The organism is Pseudomonas sp. Z003-0.4C(8344-21) (assembly GCF_900104975.1).
GTDB lineage: Bacteria > Pseudomonadota > Gammaproteobacteria > Pseudomonadales > Pseudomonadaceae > Aquipseudomonas > Aquipseudomonas granadensis.
The window spans coordinates 1700184-1719657 of record NZ_LT629756.1; the positions used below are offsets into that span (position 1 = coordinate 1700184).

General features: G+C 59.0%; 24 protein-coding genes and 1 tRNA gene. 21 read left to right on the forward strand and 4 right to left on the reverse strand.

Annotated elements, in window-relative coordinates; all coding sequences use genetic code 11:
• Positions 1-336: 336 nt before the first annotated feature.
• On the forward strand, positions 337-762 hold the full coding sequence (locus BLU24_RS07830; RefSeq protein ID WP_093098966.1) for an HIT family protein: 426 nt from the start codon (positions 337-339) through the stop codon (positions 760-762).
• Between the two features lie 3 nt (positions 763-765).
• Complete coding sequence (locus tag BLU24_RS07835) at positions 766-972, forward strand: SlyX family protein (RefSeq protein WP_090285625.1); 207 nt, start codon at positions 766-768, stop codon at positions 970-972.
• A 60-nt stretch (positions 973-1032) separates the two neighbouring features.
• On the opposite strand, the gene BLU24_RS28075 is transcribed toward BLU24_RS07835, so the two are convergent.
• Complete coding sequence (locus BLU24_RS28075; protein ID WP_090285622.1) at positions 1033-1635, reverse strand: cold-shock protein; 603 nt, start codon at positions 1633-1635, stop codon at positions 1033-1035.
• Positions 1636-1948: 313 nt separating this feature from the next.
• Here BLU24_RS28075 and BLU24_RS07845 point away from each other — a divergent pair, with 313 nt between their 5' ends.
• The 19 genes from BLU24_RS07845 (at position 1949) to nadA (ending at position 16998) form a co-directional block, all read left to right on the forward strand.
• A complete protein-coding gene (locus BLU24_RS07845) occupies positions 1949-2419 on the forward strand; it encodes a Dps family protein (protein ID WP_007951212.1) in 471 nt (156 codons plus the stop codon).
• A 185-nt stretch (positions 2420-2604) separates the two neighbouring features.
• The gene (locus BLU24_RS07850; protein WP_093098969.1) at positions 2605-2943 is read left to right on the forward strand and encodes a ribbon-helix-helix domain-containing protein; all 339 of its coding nucleotides are present in this window, start codon (positions 2605-2607) and stop codon (positions 2941-2943) included.
• 131 nt (positions 2944-3074) lie between these two features.
• Entirely contained in the window at positions 3075-3296 is a 222-nt protein-coding gene (locus BLU24_RS07855) for an FmdB family zinc ribbon protein (RefSeq protein ID WP_016773499.1), read from the forward strand.
• A 97-nt stretch (positions 3297-3393) separates the two neighbouring features.
• Complete coding sequence (gene aspS / locus BLU24_RS07860; protein WP_090285617.1) at positions 3394-5169, forward strand: aspartate--tRNA ligase; 1776 nt, start codon at positions 3394-3396, stop codon at positions 5167-5169.
• Between the two features lie 128 nt (positions 5170-5297).
• A complete protein-coding gene (locus BLU24_RS07865) occupies positions 5298-6044 on the forward strand; it encodes a YebC/PmpR family DNA-binding transcriptional regulator (RefSeq protein ID WP_034153419.1) in 747 nt (248 codons plus the stop codon).
• Positions 6045-6183: 139 nt separating this feature from the next.
• On the forward strand, positions 6184-6711 hold the full coding sequence (ruvC, locus tag BLU24_RS07870) for a crossover junction endodeoxyribonuclease RuvC (protein ID WP_007962095.1): 528 nt from the start codon (positions 6184-6186) through the stop codon (positions 6709-6711).
• Between the two features lie 114 nt (positions 6712-6825).
• Positions 6826-7434 (forward strand): Holliday junction branch migration protein RuvA, encoded by a 609-nt coding sequence (gene ruvA / locus BLU24_RS07875; RefSeq protein WP_090285615.1) that lies wholly within the window; start codon positions 6826-6828, stop codon positions 7432-7434.
• Positions 7435-8496, forward strand: a complete 1062-nt coding sequence (ruvB, locus tag BLU24_RS07880; RefSeq protein WP_090285613.1) for a Holliday junction branch migration DNA helicase RuvB — start codon at positions 7435-7437, stop codon at positions 8494-8496.
• A 127-nt stretch (positions 8497-8623) separates the two neighbouring features.
• The gene (gene ybgC, locus BLU24_RS07885; protein ID WP_090285611.1) at positions 8624-9091 is read left to right on the forward strand and encodes a tol-pal system-associated acyl-CoA thioesterase; all 468 of its coding nucleotides are present in this window, start codon (positions 8624-8626) and stop codon (positions 9089-9091) included.
• Positions 9081-9776, forward strand: coding sequence for a protein TolQ (gene tolQ / locus BLU24_RS07890; protein WP_008080223.1), 696 nt, complete (start codon positions 9081-9083; stop codon positions 9774-9776). The genes ybgC and tolQ overlap by 11 nt, the downstream gene beginning before the upstream one ends.
• 23 nt (positions 9777-9799) lie before the next feature.
• Positions 9800-10252, forward strand: coding sequence for a protein TolR (tolR, locus tag BLU24_RS07895; protein ID WP_160767866.1), 453 nt, complete (start codon positions 9800-9802; stop codon positions 10250-10252).
• On the forward strand, positions 10252-11328 hold the full coding sequence (gene tolA / locus BLU24_RS07900) for a cell envelope integrity protein TolA (protein WP_016773505.1): 1077 nt from the start codon (positions 10252-10254) through the stop codon (positions 11326-11328). The genes tolR and tolA overlap by 1 nt, the downstream gene beginning before the upstream one ends.
• Before the next feature lie 17 nt (positions 11329-11345).
• Positions 11346-12626 carry a Tol-Pal system beta propeller repeat protein TolB gene (tolB, locus tag BLU24_RS07905; protein ID WP_172833323.1) on the forward strand — a complete coding sequence of 427 codons (1281 nt, stop codon included), beginning with the start codon at positions 11346-11348 and terminating at the stop codon, positions 12624-12626.
• 52 nt (positions 12627-12678) lie between these two features.
• Positions 12679-13176 (forward strand): peptidoglycan-associated lipoprotein Pal, encoded by a 498-nt coding sequence (gene pal, locus BLU24_RS07910; protein ID WP_003178634.1) that lies wholly within the window; start codon positions 12679-12681, stop codon positions 13174-13176.
• A 6-nt stretch (positions 13177-13182) separates the two neighbouring features.
• A complete protein-coding gene (ybgF, locus tag BLU24_RS07915) occupies positions 13183-14022 on the forward strand; it encodes a tol-pal system protein YbgF (RefSeq protein ID WP_090285605.1) in 840 nt (279 codons plus the stop codon).
• A gap of 166 nt (positions 14023-14188) precedes the next feature.
• Complete coding sequence (gene queE, locus BLU24_RS07920) at positions 14189-14836, forward strand: 7-carboxy-7-deazaguanine synthase QueE (RefSeq protein WP_093098975.1); 648 nt, start codon at positions 14189-14191, stop codon at positions 14834-14836.
• A 1-nt stretch (position 14837) separates the two neighbouring features.
• A complete protein-coding gene (queC, locus tag BLU24_RS07925; RefSeq protein WP_093098978.1) occupies positions 14838-15530 on the forward strand; it encodes a 7-cyano-7-deazaguanine synthase QueC in 693 nt (230 codons plus the stop codon).
• A 62-nt stretch (positions 15531-15592) separates the two neighbouring features.
• Positions 15593-15668: transfer RNA gene (locus BLU24_RS07930), tRNA-Lys, on the forward strand.
• Positions 15669-15939: 271 nt separating this feature from the next.
• Positions 15940-16998 carry a quinolinate synthase NadA gene (nadA, locus tag BLU24_RS07935; RefSeq protein ID WP_093098981.1) on the forward strand — a complete coding sequence of 353 codons (1059 nt, stop codon included), beginning with the start codon at positions 15940-15942 and terminating at the stop codon, positions 16996-16998.
• Between the two features lie 134 nt (positions 16999-17132).
• Here nadA and BLU24_RS07940 read toward each other — a convergent pair whose 3' ends face one another.
• The 3 genes from BLU24_RS07940 to gcvT all read right to left on the reverse strand — a co-directional run bounded on the left by BLU24_RS07940 (position 17133) and on the right by gcvT (position 19463).
• Positions 17133-17621: an RDD family protein gene (locus BLU24_RS07940; RefSeq protein ID WP_093098983.1), complete on the reverse strand. Its 489-nt coding sequence runs from the start codon at positions 17619-17621 to the stop codon at positions 17133-17135.
• A gap of 96 nt (positions 17622-17717) precedes the next feature.
• Complete coding sequence (locus BLU24_RS07945) at positions 17718-17930, reverse strand: cold-shock protein (RefSeq protein WP_003227496.1); 213 nt, start codon at positions 17928-17930, stop codon at positions 17718-17720.
• 405 nt (positions 17931-18335) lie between these two features.
• Positions 18336-19463, reverse strand: coding sequence for a glycine cleavage system aminomethyltransferase GcvT (gcvT, locus tag BLU24_RS07950; protein ID WP_093098986.1), 1128 nt, complete (start codon positions 19461-19463; stop codon positions 18336-18338).
• Positions 19464-19474: the final 11 nt, after the last annotated feature.

Consider the following 19474-nt stretch of genomic DNA (forward strand, 5'->3'; position numbering starts at 1 on the left):
TTCGGCGGATGCCCGACGCACTGAGCGTAGACGGGTTGTGCGATTTTGGTGCAAATAATTTTCTGCCCCTGTTCGGCTTCCCGCGGCTTTGAGCGCTTGAGAGGCCGAGCATAGCGTGTGTTTCGATCGTTTCATCGAGATAGCGATGGGTATCGGGTCTGTGTTGGTGCGTAGCGTTCGCAAATGTCCCATGTCGGGGCGTCGGCGCGACGATGGCAGGCAGCGCTGTCGTGAAGGCTCGCGCATTCACAGGTATGCTGCACGCCTGTCGCTTGGCGGGCCGTCCACAGTGATCGCCGCTAAGCTGAATATGTCGATCAGCCGGGAGTGCGCGCAGTGTTTGCTTTAGATTCACGACTTCAACAGGACACGCTGGTCATCGGTGACTTCCCGCTTTGCCGTTTGCTGCTGTCCAACGATAGCCAGTACCCGTGGTTCATCCTGGTGCCGCGTCGCGAGGATATCAGCGAGTTGTTTCAGTTGGATGTCGCTGATCAGCAGCAGCTCTGGCAGGAAACCACCATGCTGGCCGAACTGCTCAAGGATTCGTTCGACGCCGACAAACTGAACGTCGCCACCTTGGGCAACGTTGTCAGCCAGTTGCACATGCATGTCATCGTGCGCAAACGCGATGATGCCGCGTGGCCAGCGCCGGTCTGGGGCAAGCACCCGGCCCGACCGTATAGTGCAGAGCAGGTCGCCGCCATCCGCGAGCGCCTGCGCCTGGTGCTGACCGACGATTTCAATTTTGTGGAGGGCTGAGTCATGACTCTGGAACAACGCGTTACCGATCTGGAGAGCCGGCTGGCCTTTCAGGACGATACGATTCAGGCGTTGAATGACGTTCTGGTGGAGCAGCAGCGCGTGGTCGAGCGCCTGCAGCTGCAGATGGCGGCACTGCTCAAGCGCCAGGAAGAAATGGTCGGGCAGTTCGGTTCTTTCGAAGAAGACGCACCGCCGCCGCATTATTGATTTCATGCAGGCATAAAAAAACCGCGAGCAGCCAGGCTGTTCGCGGTTTTTTGCTTTGGGTCAGCGGCGCGGCAGCGCGGCGATGACGTCCTCGGCTTGCAGGCCCTTGTCGCGGTTCATCACCGAGAACTCCACGCGCTGGCCTTCGACCAGAACGCGGTGACCTTCGCCACGGATCGCACGGAAGTGCACGAAAATATCATCGCCGGAATCGCGCGAGATAAAGCCGAAGCCTTTGGAGGTGTTGAACCACTTGACGGTGCCGGTATCACGGTTGGTCATGTCGTAGCTGGTCGGCGCGGCGGCCGGTGAAGAGCGATAGAAGCTCACCGCCAGGTGAACGACCACCGCAACCAGTGCGATCACCAGGCTGAACAGCACGGCAGGCTGGCCGGCAATGACCGGCATCGGTGCGATCAGGGTCAGGGTTTGCAGGACGACGGTCAGTACCAGAAGAGCGCTGACCAGGTTTTGCAGATGCTGACGCGGGCCTTTGTTCCAGTAGGGAATTACTGGCGCAAGGATCAGGTTCAGCAGGCCGAAAAAGGCCAGGTAAAGTGCATCGGGTTGTTGCAGGTAGGGAACGGCTTCGGATTTCAAGCTGGGTATGAACGACAGCAGCAAGGCCGCTGCGCCCATCAGCAGGTGGACGATTTTCAACATTTTGATTGGCTCACGTTTATGACGGCTCACAAGGAAGAGCTGAAGGCGAACGGTTCGCTTCGGAACAAAAAAAGAGGCGGTGGACACGTTCACGGCATCAGCCTATGCGCGAACACCCCGAAAAACGGGGCATGGCGACACATCGCCTATTTAACAGCAAAGCCTGCGGCGACTCAAATCAGCCCGGCCAGTGGCAGTGCGTTGGTCGTTTTGTCGCAGTGCAAGCGTTTGATCGGGGCTGCGGGGTGGCGGCAGCCTTGCTAGAGTGGGCCTGCATCTTTTGGATGAAATCAATCGCCCTCAGGAGGTCACAATGGCAATCGATATCGGTATTAGTGAAGAAGACCGCAAGTCCATCGTCGAAGGGCTGTCGCGTCTGTTGTCGGATACCTACGTGCTGTATCTGAAAACCCATAACTTCCACTGGAACGTCACCGGCCCGATGTTCCGTACCCTGCATCTGATGTTCGAAGAGCAGTACAACGAACTGGCGCTGGCGGTGGACTCGATCGCCGAGCGCATTCGCGCCCTGGGCTTTCCGGCGCCGGGTGCCTATGCCACCTACGCACGTCTGTCGTCCATCAAGGAAGAGGAAGGCGTGCCGAGCGCCGAAGACATGATCAAACAACTGGTCGAAGGCCAGGAAGCGGTGACCCGCACGGCGCGCGGGATTTTCCCGCTGCTCGACAAGGTCAGCGATGAACCGACCGCCGACCTGCTGACCCAGCGCATGCAGGTGCACGAGAAGACCGCGTGGATGCTGCGCGCATTGCTCGAAGCCTGATTGCCGTACGCAGGCCTTGTCTCTCAAGGCCTGCGTACCCGAGCAAAGTCTTACTTGTATCGTTGGCTTATCCTACGGCGACGGTCTAAAAGTCGTCTGGCTATAACTTTGTGTCTGCGCTTTTATAAAAGCCACAGGATGTGACTTTTTCAGACAAGCAGAGATGACAAAGGAGTGTCAGCGATATGGTTGAAGGAGACAGGCGCGTCGACCGCAGAGTCGGCGCGCCACATGCTTTAAAGGTCGATCCGTTCGTCAGCGGATTCGACATGGCGCTGATCAGGCCATTGTCGAGGTCCGTACGCCTGAACGGTTACGCCACCTGCCTGCGTCTTGAGCAGGTCTACTGGAATATCCTCGGCTCAATGGCGGCGGACAACTGCTGTTCGATCAGCTCGCTGTTGTCTCACGTCGACCGTGAGGTGCATCTGCGTCACGGCGGGGTGAAGAATTTCAGCGCACTGGTGCGGGTTGTGTGTGTGATGAACGGCATTGGTCAGGAGGCGCGGTCCGATTCGCTCTGATACAGCACGTGCAAACGAGGTCGCGGCCTGTGCAGCTTACCGGCTGCACAGGCCGCATTTAATCGATATAATCCCGCTCTTTCGCCGCAAAGCCCTGCGCGCGGCAGCAATCTGATCGCCGAGACACCTCCATGCCGATGTACGATTACCAATGTGCTTCCTGTGGTCATCAGTTGGAAGCCATTCAGAAGATCAGCGACGCACCGCTGGTCGACTGCCCTGCCTGTCAGGCGCCCGAACTGAAGAAACAGCTGTCCATGCCGGGTTTTCGCCTCAGCGGCAACGGTTGGTACGAGACCGATTTCAAGACCGGAGCCAAGAAGAATCTGGCCGGTGGCGACAAAGCTGACTAGGGTTCAAGCCCTGAACGAACGACACGCGTGAGTTTCCGCATTGCTTGAGCAACGGGATCTCCACCGAATATCGAATGACGAGAAGCGAACCATTATCATGATGCGCAGCCACTATTGCGGCCAACTGAACGAAAGCCTGGAAGGTCAGGAAATTACCCTTTGCGGATGGGTTCACCGTCGTCGCGACCACGGCGGGGTGATTTTCCTCGACATCCGTGATCGTGACGGTCTGGCCCAGGTGGTCTTCGATCCGGATCGCGCCGAGAGCTTTGCCGCCGCCGATCGCGTGCGCAGCGAATACGTGGTGAAGATCACCGGCAAGGTGCGTCTGCGTCCTGCTGGCGCAACCAACGCCAACATGGCCTCGGGCATGATCGAAGTGCTGGGTTACGAACTGGAAGTGCTGAACGAGTCGGAAACCCCGCCGTTCCCGCTCAACGAGTTCTCCGACGTCGGCGAAGAAACCCGTCTGCGTTATCGCTTCCTCGACCTGCGTCGTCCGGAAATGGCCGAGAAGCTGCGTCTGCGTTCGCGCATGACCACCAGCATCCGTCGCTTCCTCGACGAAAACGGTTTCCTCGACGTCGAAACACCGATCCTGACCCGTGCCACCCCTGAAGGCGCGCGTGACTACCTGGTGCCAAGCCGTACTCACGCCGGTTCGTTCTTCGCCCTGCCGCAATCGCCGCAGCTGTTCAAGCAACTGCTGATGGTGGCCGGCTTCGATCGTTACTACCAGATCGCCAAGTGCTTCCGCGACGAAGACCTGCGCGCCGACCGTCAACCGGAATTTACCCAGATCGACATCGAGACCAGCTTCCTCGATGAAAAAGAGATCATGGGCCTGACCGAGCAAATGATCCGCAACCTGTTCAAGGAAGTGCTGGATCTGGAATTCGGCGAATTCCCGCACATGACCTTCGAAGAGGCCATGCGCCGCTACGGTTCCGACAAGCCGGACCTGCGTATTCCGCTGGAACTGGTGGACGTTGCCGACCAGCTCAAGGAAGTCGAATTCAAGGTGTTCAGCGGTCCGGCCAACGATCCGAAGTGCCGCATTGCCGCACTGCGCGTTCCAGGCGGGGCGAGCATGCCGCGCAAGCAGATCGACGACTACACCAAGTTCGTCGGCATCTACGGCGCCAAGGGCCTGGCCTACATCAAGGTCAACGAGCGCGCGGCCGGTGTTGACGGTCTGCAATCGCCGATCGTCAAGAACATCCCTGAAGACAAGCTCAACGTGATCCTTGATCGCGTCGGCGCGGTCGATGGCGACATCGTGTTCTTCGGTGCCGACAAGGCCAAGATCGTCAGCGAAGCCCTGGGCGCGCTGCGCATCAAGCTCGGTCACGACCTCAAGCTGCTGACCTGCGAGTGGGCGCCAATGTGGGTCGTCGACTTCCCGATGTTCGAAGAGAACGACGACGGCAGCTTCTCGGCGCTGCACCACCCGTTCACTGCACCGAAGTGCACCCCGCAGGAGCTCGAGGCCAACCCGGCCGGCGCACTGTCGCGCGCCTACGACATGGTATTGAACGGCACCGAGCTGGGCGGCGGTTCGATCCGTATTCACCGCAAGGAAATGCAGCAAGCGGTATTCCGCCTGCTGGGCATCAACGAAGCGGAACAGGAAGAGAAGTTCGGCTTCCTGCTTGACGCGCTGAAGTACGGTGCACCGCCGCACGGTGGTCTGGCCTTCGGTCTGGACCGTCTGGTAATGCTGATGACCGGCGCCCAGTCGATCCGTGAAGTGATCGCCTTCCCGAAAACCCAGAGTGCTGCCGACGTGATGACGCAGGCTCCGGGCGTTGTGGATGCCAAGGCATTGCGCGAGCTGCATATTCGTTTGCGCGAAACGCCAAAGGCTGAGTAAGACGGGCCTGAAGGCGCATCTTCGGATGCGCCTTTTTTCTTTCTATAAGAGCAGGTCGAGATTTTTGTGTTTGCTGGCCGCTGCGCACGCAGGGCGGGCAACGTTTCAAAGAGAATTCGGAGCGAGTTATGGCAGGTCATTCCAAGTGGGCGAACATCAAGCACCGCAAAGAACGTCAGGATGCCAAGAGGGGCAAGATCTTCACCAAGTGGATCCGCGAACTGACTGTTGCGGCCCGTCAGGGCGGCGGTGATCCCGGTTCCAACCCACGTCTGCGTCTGGCCCTGGACAAGGCGTTGAGCGCGAACATGAGCCGCGACATCATCGACCGCGCCGTTGCGCGCGGCGCCGGTGCGACCGAGGCGGACAACGTTGAAGAGCTGACCTACGAAGGCTACGGCCCGGGCGGCGTGGCGGTGATGGTCGAGTGCATGACCGACAACCGCAATCGTACCGCTGCGGCGGTGCGCCACGCGTTCAGCAAATGCGGCGGCAACCTCGGGACCGACGGTTCGGTGGCGTATCTGTTCGAACGCAAGGGCCAGATCAGCTTCGCGCCGGGCGTTGACGAAGACGCGCTGACCGAAGCGGCGCTTGAGGCTGACGCCGATGACGTCGTCACGCACGAGGACGGCTCGATCGACGTGTTCACCTCGTTCACCAGCTTCTACGCAGTGCGTAACGCGCTGGAAGCGGCCGGATTCAAGGGCGACGACGCGGAAATCGTCATGCAGCCGACCACCAGCGCCGAGCTGGATCTGGAAGGTGCGGAGAAGGTGCTCAAGCTGATCGACATGCTGGAAGACCTGGATGACGTGCAGAACGTCTATTCCAATGCGGACATTCCAGAAGACGTCGCCGCTCAGCTCGGTTAAGAGCGACTAGTCTTCAATGTGGGAGCTGGCTTGCCAGCGATGGCGTCGGCGCATCAGCATTGATGGCGCCTGACACTCCGTCATCGCTGGCAAGCCAGCTCCCGCATTTGTTTTTGTGTTATTTCGAACCAGCAGGCCTATGACTTTAATTCTTGGTATCGACCCCGGCTCGCGCATTACCGGTTACGGGATTGTTCGCGATACCGGACGGGGTGGCTGCATTTATGTGGCGTCTGGCTGCATCCGTACCGGTGCGGGCGAGCTGCACGAGCGTTTGCAGATTGTTTATCGCGGCGTGCGCGAAATCATCCAGACTTACGGCCCTGTCACCATGGGCATCGAAAAGGTCTTCATGGCGAAAAATGCCGACTCGGCGCTCAAGCTCGGGCAGGCTCGTGGGGCGGCTATCGTTGCGGGCGCCGAAGAGTGCCTGGAAATTGCCGAGTACACGGCCACTCAGGTCAAGCAGGCCGTGGTGGGTACCGGCGCCGCCAATAAAGAACAAGTGCAAATGATGGTCATGCACATGCTGAAACTGACCAGCAAACCGCAGATCGACGCTTCCGATGCCCTCGCAATCGCCATTTGCCATGCGCACACGCGTTCCAGTCTGCTACCGCACGGCCTGGGGACCGCACGCAGTCGTGGCGGGCGCCTGCGTCTCTGATAGCATCAGCAGCAATTTTCCTGAAAGCGGATTCATGCGCCTGTGTCGTCGGCGCGAATTTCGCCTTTCGACAGTCGCCAGCCCACGGCTGGCCAACGCTCAAGGATCTGAAACGTGATTGGACGCTTGCGCGGCACCCTGGTTGAGAAACAGCCGCCGCACCTGATTCTGGATGTAAACGGCCTCGGGTATGAGCTGGAAGTGCCCATGACCACCCTCTATCGCCTGCCGTCTGTCGGTGAACCGCTGACCCTGCATACCCATCTGGTCGTACGCGAAGATGCGCAGTTGCTCTATGGTTTTGCCGGCAAGCGTGAGCGAGACTTTTTTCGCGAGTTGATAAGGCTCAATGGTGTCGGGCCGAAATTGGCCCTGGCATTGATGTCGAGCCTGGAGGTCGACGAGCTGATCCGTTGCGTGCAGTCGCAGGACACCTCGGCGCTGACCAAGGTGCCAGGTGTCGGCAAGAAGACCGCCGAACGCCTGTTGGTCGAATTGAAGGATCGCTTCAAGGCCTGGGAAACCTCGCCGGCCATGTTTGCGCTGGTGCCGAATCAGCCGGACGGCCCGGCGCCGGTCAATACCGCCGAAAACGATGCGGTCAGCGCGCTGATTTCCCTGGGCTACAAGCCGCAGGAAGCGAGCAAAGCGATTTCCGCCATCAAGGACAAGAACCTGAGCAGTGAAGACATGATCCGCCGCGCCCTGAAGGGAATGATTTAAGTGATTGAAGCTGATCGTCTGATCGCCGCTGCGCACAGCCCGCGCGAGCGCGAAGAAGTCCAGGACCGCGCCATTCGCCCGGTCAGCCTGGCCGACTACATTGGCCAGCCGACCGTGCGCGAGCAGATGGAGCTGTTCATCCAGGCTGCGCGTGGCCGCAGCGAGTCGCTGGACCACACGCTGATTTTCGGCCCGCCGGGGCTGGGTAAAACCACGCTGGCCAATATCATCGCCGAAGAAATGGGCGTGTCGATCAAGAGCACCTCCGGCCCGGTGCTGGAGCGTCCTGGGGATCTGGCGGCGCTGCTGACCAATCTCGAACCGCACGACGTGTTGTTCATCGACGAAATCCATCGCCTGTCGCCGATTGTCGAAGAAGTGCTGTACCCGGCCATGGAAGATTTCCAGCTCGACATCATGATCGGCGAAGGGCCGGCGGCGCGTTCGATCAAGCTCGACCTGCCGCCGTTCACCCTGGTCGGCGCCACCACCCGCGCCGGCATGCTGACCAATCCACTGCGTGACCGCTTCGGTATCGTCCAGCGCCTGGAGTTCTACAGCACGGCGGATCTGGCGACGATTGTCAGCCGTTCGGCGAGCATTCTAGGCCTGCCGCTGGACCCGGAGGGTTCGTTCGAGATCGCTCGTCGCGCTCGAGGCACGCCGCGAATTGCCAACCGTTTGCTGCGTCGGGTGCGCGACTTCGCTGAAGTCCGCGCCAAGGGGCACATCACCAAGTCGGTGGCGGACCTGGCGTTGAACCTGCTGGATGTCGACGAGCACGGTTTCGATCATCAGGACCGGCGTCTGCTGCTGACGATGATCGAGAAGTTCGACGGTGGCCCGGTCGGTATCGACAGCCTGGCGGCGGCGATCAGTGAAGAGCGCCATACCATCGAGGACGTGCTCGAGCCGTACCTGATTCAGCAGGGCTACATCATGCGTACGCCGCGGGGCAGGGTAGTGACCCGACATGCGTATCTGCATTTCGGTTTGAACATCCCGTCACGCATGGGCGAGATGCCCGTGGCAGACGAGTTTCTCGATGCTGCGGACGATTGATACACATTTGTTGGCGATTTATTCAGGGTTTGTACTGTCAGAGCACGGTACTTTTGCGTTAAAGCTCTGAAACCACGAAAAACAGTTGTCTCGCCGGATTGGCAACCTGAGGAGTAAGCACTAGAGTATGCGCGCGCAAAACGGGCTTGGGCCGTTCGCACATCGTTGTCGCGTTTATTACGAGGACACCGATGCGGGCGGCATCGTGTATTACGTTAATTACCTCAAGTTTATGGAACGGGCTCGAACCGAGCGGCTCCGAGAGCTGGGCTTTGCCCAATCTGCGCTTGCCGGGGAGGACCTGTTGTTTGTCGTGCATTCCAGCGAAGCGCGTTACCACGCGCCGGCGCGACTGGACGACGAATTGCTGGTAAGCGCTGATGTAACCGAATTGAACCGTGCCAGCCTGCGCTTCAAGCAGCAGGTCAGGCGGGCGACGGATAATGTGCTGCTCTGCGAAGGGCAGTTTCTGGTGGCCTGTGTGCGCACCGACAGTTTGAAACCCCGGGCCCTTCCCGAAGACTTGCGGGCGGCCTTCGCCGACGCGGTCGGTCCGGGTACACACTCAAAGCAGGAGATAAAGCGTGGAAGCTAACGTCGTCGACCATTCCTCCATGTGGAGCCTGGTCAGCAATGCCAGCATCGTGGTGCAGTTGGTAATGTTGACCCTGGTGGCCGCATCGGTGACCTCATGGATCATGATCTTTCAGCGCAGCAATCTGCTGCGTGCCGGTCGACGCGCCCTGGAGAGCTTTGAAGAGCGCTTCTGGTCGGGTATCGATCTGTCCAAGCTGTACCGTCAGGCCGGTAGCAACCCGGATCCGGATTCGGGCGTCGAGCAGATCTTCCGTGCCGGCTTCAAGGAATTCTCCCGTCTGCGTCAGCAGCCAGGTGTCGATCCTGAAGCGGTGATGGAAGGTGTGGCCCGTGCCATGCGCGTCGCCATCTCGCGTGAAGAAGAGAAGCTTGAGCAGAGCCTGCCGTTTCTCGCCACCGTCGGTTCGGTCAGCCCGTACATCGGTCTGTTCGGTACCGTGTGGGGCATCATGAACTCTTTCCGCGGTCTGGCCAGCGCTCAGCAAGCGACCCTCGCCACCGTGGCACCGGGTATCGCCGAAGCACTGATCGCCACCGCGATCGGCCTGTTCGCCGCGATCCCGGCCGTGATCGCTTACAACCGTTTCGCTGCGCGCAGCGAAACCTTGCTGGGCCGCTACTACACCTTCGCCGATGAATTCCAGGCGATCCTGCACCGCAAAGTGCACACCAGCGAAGAATAAGCAGGTATTTCCCGATGGCTTTAATCGCTCGAGCTCGCAAAAAGCGCAAGCCGGTCGCCGAGATGAACGTAGTGCCCTACATCGACGTGATGTTGGTGCTGCTGGTCATCTTCATGGTGACCGCGCCGATGCTCAATCAGGGCGTGAAAGTTGATCTGCCCAAGGTTTCCAGCGAAGCCTTGCCGCAGGACAACAACACCCAGGTCCTGACCATTTCGATCAAGGCTGACAAGACCTACTACTGGAACCTTGGCAGCGAAGTAGACACCGAGAAACAGCAGGATCGCGCCATGACCCTGCCGCAGATGACTGACGCTGTGACCAAGATCATTCGCGCCGGCACCGAGGGCGGCAAACGCACCCAGGTGTTCATTCGTGGCGACAAGACTGTCGACTACGGCGCCGTCATGGGTGCAATGGGCGGGTTGCAGAAGGCCGGGGTCGGTAACGTTGGTCTGATTACCGAGGCCCCCTGATGCAGCAACAGCGAGAGCCGTCCGCCTCGGAAAGCTACTTCTGGCCCAGCGTTCTGGCGATTGTCCTGCACGTGCTGGTGTTCGGCATGCTGTTCGTCAGTTTTGCCTTTACGCCTGAACTGCCGCCGGCCAAGCCGATCGTCCAGGCGACCCTGTACCAGCTGAAATCGAAAAGTCAGGCAACCACCCAGACCAATCAGAAGATTGCGGGTGAGGCGAAGAAATCCGCCGCGCGCCAGACCGAAGTCGAGCAGATGGAACAGAAAAAGATCGAGCAGGAAGCAGTGAAGGCGGCGGAACAAAAGAAAGAGGAAGCGGCTCAAAAGGCCGAGGAAGCCAAGAAGGCCGACGAGGCGAAGAAAGCGGACGAAGCGAAAAAGGCTGATGAAGCCAAGAAAGCCGACGACGCGAAGAAAGCCGAAGCGAAAAAGGCCGAAGAGAAACAATTGGCTGATATAGCCAAGAAGAAAGCCGAAGACGAAGCCAAGAAGGCCGCTGAAGAAGAGGCCAAGAAAGCCGCTGCGGAAGAAGCCAAGAAGAAAATCGTCGAAGACGCGAAAAAGAAAGCCGCCGAAGACGCCAAGAAGAAAGCTGAAGCTGAAGAGGCGAAGAAGAAAGTCGCCGAAGACGCGAAGAAGAAAGCTGCTGCCGATGCTGCGAAGAAGAAAGCGCAGGAAGCGGCACGCAAATCTGCCGAAGACAAAAAGGCTCAGGCCCTGGCAGATCTGCTTTCCGACACGCCGCAGCGCCAGCAGGCCTTGGCCGATGAGCAGGGTGACGAAGTCGCGGGCAGTTTCGATGACCTGATTCGTGCGCGAGCGGCAGAAGGTTGGGCACGTCCACCTTCGGCACGCAAAGGCATGACGGTGGTACTGCAGATCGGCATGTTGCCGGACGGCACGGTGACTTCGGTCAGCGTGGCCAAGTCCAGTGGTGATGGTCCGTTCGATGCTTCGGCAGTCGCGGCAGTGAAGAATATTGGACGTTTGACAGAAATGCAGGGAATGAAGCCGAGCGATTTCGCTCCGTATCGTTCATTCAAGATGACATTCACACCTGAGGATCTAGCCTTGTGAGAAACCTTCTTCGAGGAATGCTGGTCGTGATCTGCTGCATGGCAGGGATCGCGATGGCAGAGGAAAAGAACATTCTGGTCACCAGCGGCAGCGATCGGGCAACGCCGATCGCCGTCGTACCGTTCGGCATGCAGGGCGGTGCGGTGCTGCCGGATGACATGGCTGAAATCATTGGCAACGATTTGCGCAACTCGGGCTATTACTCGCCGATTCCAAAAGCCAACATGATCAGCCAGCCAAGCCAGCCGAGCGAAATCATCTTCCGTGACTGGAAGGCGGTGGGTGCTCAGTACATGATGGTCGGCAGCATCGCTCCAGCGGGCGGTCGCCTGCAGGTGCAGTGGGCATTGTTCAACGTTGCCACCGAACAAAAAGTGGCTGACGGCAGTGTTTCCGGTACGACCGATCAACTGCGTGACATGGCGCACTTCATCTCCGACCAGTCGTTTCAGAAACTGACCGGTATCGACGGTGCCTTCTCGACGCGTCTGCTGTACGTGACCGCCGAGCGCTTCTCCGAGAAAAACACCCGCTACACCCTGCAGCGTTCCGACTACGACGGCGCCCGTGCAGTGACCCTGCTGCAATCGCGCGAGCCGATCCTGTCGCCGCGTTTCGCACCGGATGGCAAGCGCATCGCGTATGTGTCGTTCGAACAGAAGCGCCCGCGCATCTTCATGCAGAACATCGACACCGGTCGCCGCGAGCAGATCACCAACTTCGAAGGCCTGAACGGTGCGCCAGCCTGGTCGCCGGATGGCACGCGTCTGGCGTTCGTACTGTCGAAAGACGGTAACCCGGACATCTACGTCATGAACCTCGGTTCGCGTCAGATCACCCGCGTGACCTCGGGACCTGGCATCAACACCGAACCGTACTGGGGCAAGGATGGCTCGACCATCTACTTCACCTCGGACCGTGGCGGCAAGCCGCAGATCTATAAAACCAGCGCCAGTGGCGGTGGTGCCGAGCGTGTGACGTTCGTAGGTAACTACAACGCCAACCCGAAACTGTCGGCTGATGAAAAGACTTTGGTGATGATCCATCGTCAGGATGGCTTCACCAATTTCAAGGTGGCAGCTCAGGATCTGCAGCGGGGTAGTGTAAAGATCCTCACTGATAGCACTCTGGACGAGTCACCTACTGTTGCGCCCAACGGCACCATGGTAATCTACGCCACCCGCCAACAGGGCCGGGGAGTCTTGATGCTCGTGTCCATTAATGGGCGCGTGAGGCTCCCGCTTCCTACCGCTCAAGGCGAAGTCAGAGAACCGTCCTGGTCCCCTTACCTGAAGTGAGCGGGCGCTACACGTTTTACTTAACACACTGGGGTTCATTAGGAGTTTCACGATGGAAATGCTGAAGTTTGGTAAATTTGCTGCGCTGGCTCTGGCCATGGCTGTAGCTGTAGGTTGCTCGTCCAAAGGCGGCGACAACGCCGGTGAAGGCGCTGTTGATCCAAACGCTGGTTACGGCGCAAACACCGGTGCCGTTGACGGTTCCCTGAGCGAAGAAGCTGCTCTGCGCGCAATCACCACCTTCTACTTCGAATACGACAGCTCGGACCTGAAGCCAGAAGCCATGCGCGCTCTGGACGTTCACGCCAAAGACCTGAAAGCAAACGGCGCTCGCGTTGTTCTGGAAGGCAACACCGACGAACGTGGTACTCGTGAGTACAACATGGCACTGGGCGAGCGTCGTGCGAAAGCCGTTCAGCGCTACCTGGTACTGCAAGGTGTTTCCCCAGCTCAGCTGGAACTGGTTTCCTACGGCGAAGAGCGTCCAGTTGCTACCGGCAACGACGAGCAGTCCTGGGCCCAGAACCGTCGCGTCGAACTGCGTAAGTAATTCGATATGCGAACGTGCCGTCGTGCTGTAACTGTTCTGGCTCTCAGCCTCGCGCCGCTTGCGGCGTGGGCTGCGGTTCCTGTGGTCGATGACAACTCCGGTTATAACAATAGCGGGAGCAGTTATCCGCCTGCGGGTTACGGTACGAACGGCGCCTATGCCGGGGGAGCGGCTTCGGCCCCTGCCTCGGCACAAGGCATGCTGTTCAACCAATTGCAACAGATGCAGGATCAGATCTCGCGCCAGCAAGGCGTGATCGAAGAACTGCAAAATCAGGTTGCGCGCATGAAGCAGGAATCCCTGGAGCGATACCAGGATCTTGATCGGCGCATAGGATCCGGCGTTGCACCAGCCGCGACTCCCGAGAATTCTTCTGCCGGTGGCGATGCAAGTGCTGCTGCCGGTGCTGCCGCCGGTGCGGGGGCTGCCACGGCTGCCCAGGCGCCTGCCGCAGGTAGCGAACCGGCTGATCCGGCCAAGGAAAAGCTGTATTACGATGCCGCTTTCGACCTGATCAAAGCCAAGGATTTCGACAAGGCCAGCCAGGCGTTTGCCGCTTTCCTGCGTAAATACCCGAACAGTCAGTACGCGGGCAACGCCCAGTACTGGCTGGGCGAAGTGAACCTGGCCAAAGGCGATCTGCAAGGTGCAGGTCAAGCGTTTGCCAAGGTTTCGCAGCTGTATCCCAAGCACAACAAAGTGCCGGATTCGCTGTACAAGCTGGCTGACGTAGAACGCCGTCTCGGTCACACCGACAAGGTCAAAGGCATCTTGCAGCAGGTGGTTTCCCAGTATCCGGGGACTTCCGCCGCGCAGCTGGCCCAGCGCGATCTGCAACGCATGTAAGCAGGCTTGACCCGTTTGGAAGAAACCCGCGCTTGTCGCGGGTTTTTTCGTTAGAATTCACGCCCTTTTTCTGAAACACGCTTCTTGTGGTCCACGCGTTGGCGGGATTGCCTGAAGTGCCTGACGGAGGCGGACAGCCTGTTTAGCTGTTACGCCCGTGGCGACTATGCAAGACACATTGAGAATCACCGAAGTTTTCTACTCGTTGCAGGGGGAAACGCGGACTGCCGGGCTGCCTACGGTTTTCGTGCGCCTGACTGGTTGCCCCTTGCGTTGCCAGTACTGTGACAGCGCCTACGCCTTCAGCGGCGGCACCGTGCGCACCCTCGACGACATCCTCGAGCAGGTCGCCGGGTTTCGCCCGCGTTATGTCTGCGTCACCGGCGGTGAACCGCTGGCCCAGCCGAACGCCATTCCTTTGCTCAAGCAGTTGTGTGACGCCGGCTACGAGGTCTCGCTGGAAACCAGCGGCGCCCTCGACGTTTCGGCGGTCGATCCGCGCGTCAGTCGCGTCGTGGATCTGAAAACACCGGGCTCAAAAGAAGCCCATCGCAACCGCTACGAAAATATCGAACTGCTCACGCCCAACGATCAGGTGAAGTTTGTCATCTGCTCGCGCGAGGACTACGACTGGGCGGTATCGAAACTGATTCAATACGGTCTCGACCGCCGCGCCGGGGAAGTTCTGTTTTCCCCCAGTCACCATGACTTGAACGCGCGTGAGCTGGCGGACTGGGTGGTGGCGGACAACTTGCCGGTGCGCCTGCAATTGCAGCTGCACAAATATCTTTGGAATGACGAGCCGGGGCGCTGAGATGACTGAACAACTGAACACTACCGAAAAACGTGCGGTCATCCTGCTGTCCGGCGGCCTCGACTCAGCCACCGTAGTGGCCATGGCCCGCGCCGAAGGTTATGCCTGCTACACCATGAGCTTCGATTACGGCCAGCGCTCTCACGCCGAATTGCACGCCGCTGCGCGCGTGGCTCGCGACTTGGGCGTTGTTGAGCACAAGGTCATCGGCCTCAATCTGAATGGCATGGGCGGCTCAGCATTGACCGACAGCAGCATCGACATCCCTGAAGAGCTGGGCGAGGGCATTCCGGTCACTTACGTGCCGGCACGCAACACCGTGTTCCTGTCGCTGGCACTGGGCTGGGCAGAAGTGCTCGGCGCGCGTGACATCTTCATCGGCGTCAATGCAGTGGATTATTCCGGTTACCCGGATTGCCGCCCGGAGTTCATCGAGTCGTTCGAGCGCATGGCCAACCTGGCAACCAAGGCCGGCGTGGAAGGCAACGGTTTCCGCATCCAGGCGCCTTTGCAGAACCTGAGCAAGGCGCAGATCGTCCAGGCCGGTGTGAAGCTCGGCGTCGATTATGGCCTGACCGTTTCCTGCTATCAGGCCGATGATAACGGCCGTGCGTGCGGCAAATGCGACAGCTGCCGACTGCGCGCAGAAGGCTTCGTGGCAGCGGGTGTGGACGATCCAACCCCTTATTTTTGATTTTTTTCAAAAAGGTGTTGAATAGTCCTTAAAAATCAGTATTATACGCGCCACCACACAGCGGGTCGTTAGCTCAGTTGGTAGAGCAGTTGGCTTTTAACCAATTGGTCGTAGGTTCGAATCCCACACGACCCACCATATTTGGCGGTTTAGAAAATCCGGAAGGCCCACGAAAGTGAGGATTTCCGGGTTTTTTTTTGCCTGCAATTCGGCCATCGCCTGTTTCGCTGACCCCTCGGCTGACACAGGTCAGAATGATCTTTTGTATCAACGGGATATTCTGTAGCCTTGCGCAGCTTCAACGCTGTCCGTGCCTGATACTACTCACTCTCCCGGCGGTACCCTCAAGCGGTCCGGAGCCGGGTGTATACTCGACTTTCGCGCGAATGCGCCTGCAGGTCTTGCGAACATGACGCAGATTTCCGAACGCCTCCTGGTTCAAGCCCACCTCGACGCCAAACAGCCCAAACCGCTGACGGCAGAGGAAGAGGCTTATTACCGTTCCGCCATTGCCGCCGAGCTCAAGGCTCAGGACGCGGTGCTCGTGGCTCACTTCTATTGCGATCCGGTGATTCAGGCCCTGGCCGAAGAAACCGGCGGCTGTGTTTCCGACTCTCTGGAAATGGCCCGTTTCGGCAACGCCCACCCAGCCAGGACCGTGGTGGTCGCCGGCGTGAAGTTCATGGGCGAGACGGCGAAGATTCTCAACCCGGAAAAACGCGTGCTGATGCCAACCCTGGAGGCGACCTGCTCGCTGGACCTCGGTTGCCCGGTCGACGAGTTCTCGGCGTTCTGCGATCAGCATCCGGAGCGCACCGTGGTGGTCTACGCCAACACCTCGGCAGCGGTAAAGGCACGTGCCGACTGGGTGGTGACCTCAAGTTGCGCGCTGGAAATCGTCGAAAGCCTGATGGACAACGGCGAGACGATTATCTGGGGGCCGGACAAGCACCTCGGCACCTACATTCAGCGCAAGACCGGCGCCGACATGTTGCTCTGGGACGGTGCCTGCATCGTTCACGAAGAGTTCAAGTCCAAGCAGCTCGAAGACATGAAAGCGCTGTACCCGGACGCGGCGATTCTGGTGCACCCGGAGTCGCCGACTTCGGTGATCGAGCTGGCCGATGCCGTCGGCTCGACCAGTCAGTTGATTGCTGCAGCGCAAAGCCTGCCGAACAAGACGCTGATCGTGGCGACCGACCGTGGCATCTTCTACAAGATGCAGCAGCTGTGCCCGGACAAGGTCTTCATCGAGGCGCCCACCGCCGGTAACGGCGCCGCGTGCCGCAGTTGCGCGCATTGCCCGTGGATGGCCATGAACACCCTTGAGCGCACGCTGAAGAGCTTGAAGGAAGGCACGAACGAGATCTTTGTCGATCCGGCGTTGATTCCGCAGGCGATCCGGCCGCTCAAGCGCATGCTGGACTTCACCCAGGCCGCGCGGATGAAATTGGCCGGTAACGCCTAGATCTTTCAGGCGACAAACAAACCTGTAGGAGTGAGCCTGCTCGCGATAGCGGTGTATCAGTCGATTCAAACATTGACTGACACACCGCTATCGCGAGCAGGCTCACTCCTGCATTGGTTTTGGGTGTCTCGAAGTTATTTGGTCTTCTTCGGGATCCGCACCACGCGAGTATCCGAATAAATGTCATGCCAGGTGCGCTTCTGCTTGTCATACAGCGACCAGAAGAATCCCAGCCCCACGCACAGCCATGACGCGATCGACACCATGAAGCGCAACAGCGCCTGCCACAGGCTGATCGCCGTGCCATTGACGTTCTGCACGCGGATGCCCCACACCTGCATGCCCAGCGTCTGTCCGCCATGGGTCCAGAACTTGGCGAAAAAGCCGAACAGCACCAGCAGCAGCACCGTCGAGTAAAGGGGATCGCCATCGAGTTGCCCGGCATCGGTCATCACTCGCAGGCGTTCCTCGCCAATAATTGCGGCCTGAATCAGCTTGTAGACGAAGCCGGTGACGATCAGCAGGGCGGTGCACAGCAGAAAGTCATAGAACATTGCAGCCAGACGCCGACCAAGACCGACGGCAGGAAAGTCGCCCTGTGGGGTGAGCAGGTTTTTCGACATGGCAGCCTCTGGACGCGAAGGGAAACGGCATTTTACGGATTCGCGCGCACAAAAAAGCCCCTGATATCAATATCAGGGGCTTTTTCGTAGCAGAAATCAGGCTTCGGCTTGTACTTCGTCAGCCTGCATGCCTTTCTGGCCCTGCACAGCAACGAAGGTCACTTTCTGGCCTTCCTTCAAGCTTTTGAAGCCGTTGCCCTGAATGGCGCGGAAATGCACGAACAGATCCGGACCGCTTTCAGGAGTGATAAAACCAAAACCTTTCTCGTCGTTGAACCACTTGACGGTACCGCTCTGACGTGTGGACATTTCTTATTTCCTTTGACGCATTAAATTGATGACAGTCTCTTTCTCATGAAAGAGTACTGGGGCTGGTTGCAGGAGAGTAAGAAGACGTCGAGCGGGATGTAGCTAACTTGTAGGCTACTGCCCAGGTCACGATTCAAAGCTGACCCATGCAAACACAGTGAACGAACTCTACGCCAACTACGGGAGAAAAAACAAGCCCCGCAAAGCGCCCGGTTTTACGGCACTTGCTGGCATTTTGGCAGGTTGTTAGTGCAGCCTTACAAGGTTGGCTTGTTCGCTTGTTTTCAAAGGTTATAAGTAAAGTTCATATTCGAATCAAACGCTGGGTAATGCACTTTTTTGTGGCGATTGCGTTACACATTAGTGCACGCATAACGCAATCGCGTTACTTATAGAAACAGTCAATCAGCCGCGGTAGTAGCGTTGTGGAACAAATGGCATTTTGCTTACAAGCATTTGCACCTTTTTCCCACGCACGATGGCCCACACCGGCGTTTCAAGCGCGGCATATACACTGTCGAGATAACCCATCGCCAACGGCCCACCCAAGGTTGGGCCGAAACCACCGCTACACACGCTGCCGATGATTTCGCCGGCTTCGTTGACGATCTCTGCGCCTTCACGCACTGGCGTACGTTCCTGTGGCAGCAGGCCGACGCGCTTGCGGGCGATGCCGTTTTGCTGTTGCGCGAAAATCTGTTCCGCGCCGGGGAAACCGCCGGCACGCGTGCCATCCGCGCGGCGTGCCTTGGAAATCGCCCAGAGCAAACTGGCCTCGATCGGCGTGGTCTCGGTGTTCATGTCGTGGCCGTACAGGCACAGGCCGGCTTCCAGACGCAGCGAGTCGCGTGCACCGAGGCCGATGGCCTGGACCTCCGATTCAGCGAGCAGGGCGCGTGCGATTTTTTCCGCGTCAGCGGCCGGTACCGAGATTTCGAAACCGTCTTCACCTGTGTAGCCCGAACGGCTGACAAAACAGTCGACACCCAGCAGATTGACGCGGGCGAATTGCATGAAGGTCATCTTCGCCACGTCCGGAGCCAGTCGTGCCAGCACGGTAACGGCTGCCGGTCCTTGTAGCGCCAGCAGCGCGCGCTCTTCGAAGAGCGCCGTAATGGTGCACTGATCGCCGATGTGTTGTTGCAGATGCGCCAGGTCCTGATCCTTGCAAGCGGCGTTGACCACCAGGAACAGTTCGTCGTTGCCAAGGTTCGCAACCATCAGGTCATCGAGGATGCCGCCGCTGTCATTGGTGAACATCGCGTAGCGCTGCATGCCGACTGGCAGGTCGATGATGTCCACCGGCACCAGGGTTTCCAGGGCTTTTGCGGCGTTTGCGCCGCTCAGACGGATCTGGCCCATGTGCGAGACGTCGAACAGGCCGGCCTGTTCGCGGGTGTGCTGGTGTTCTTTCATCACGCCGAGCGGGTATTGCACGGGCATGTCGTAGCCGGCGAAGGGCACCATGCGGGCGCCGAGTTCGAGGTGCAGCGCGTGGAGCGGGGTTTTCGAGAGTTGTTGTTCGGTGGACATGCGTGGCTCCT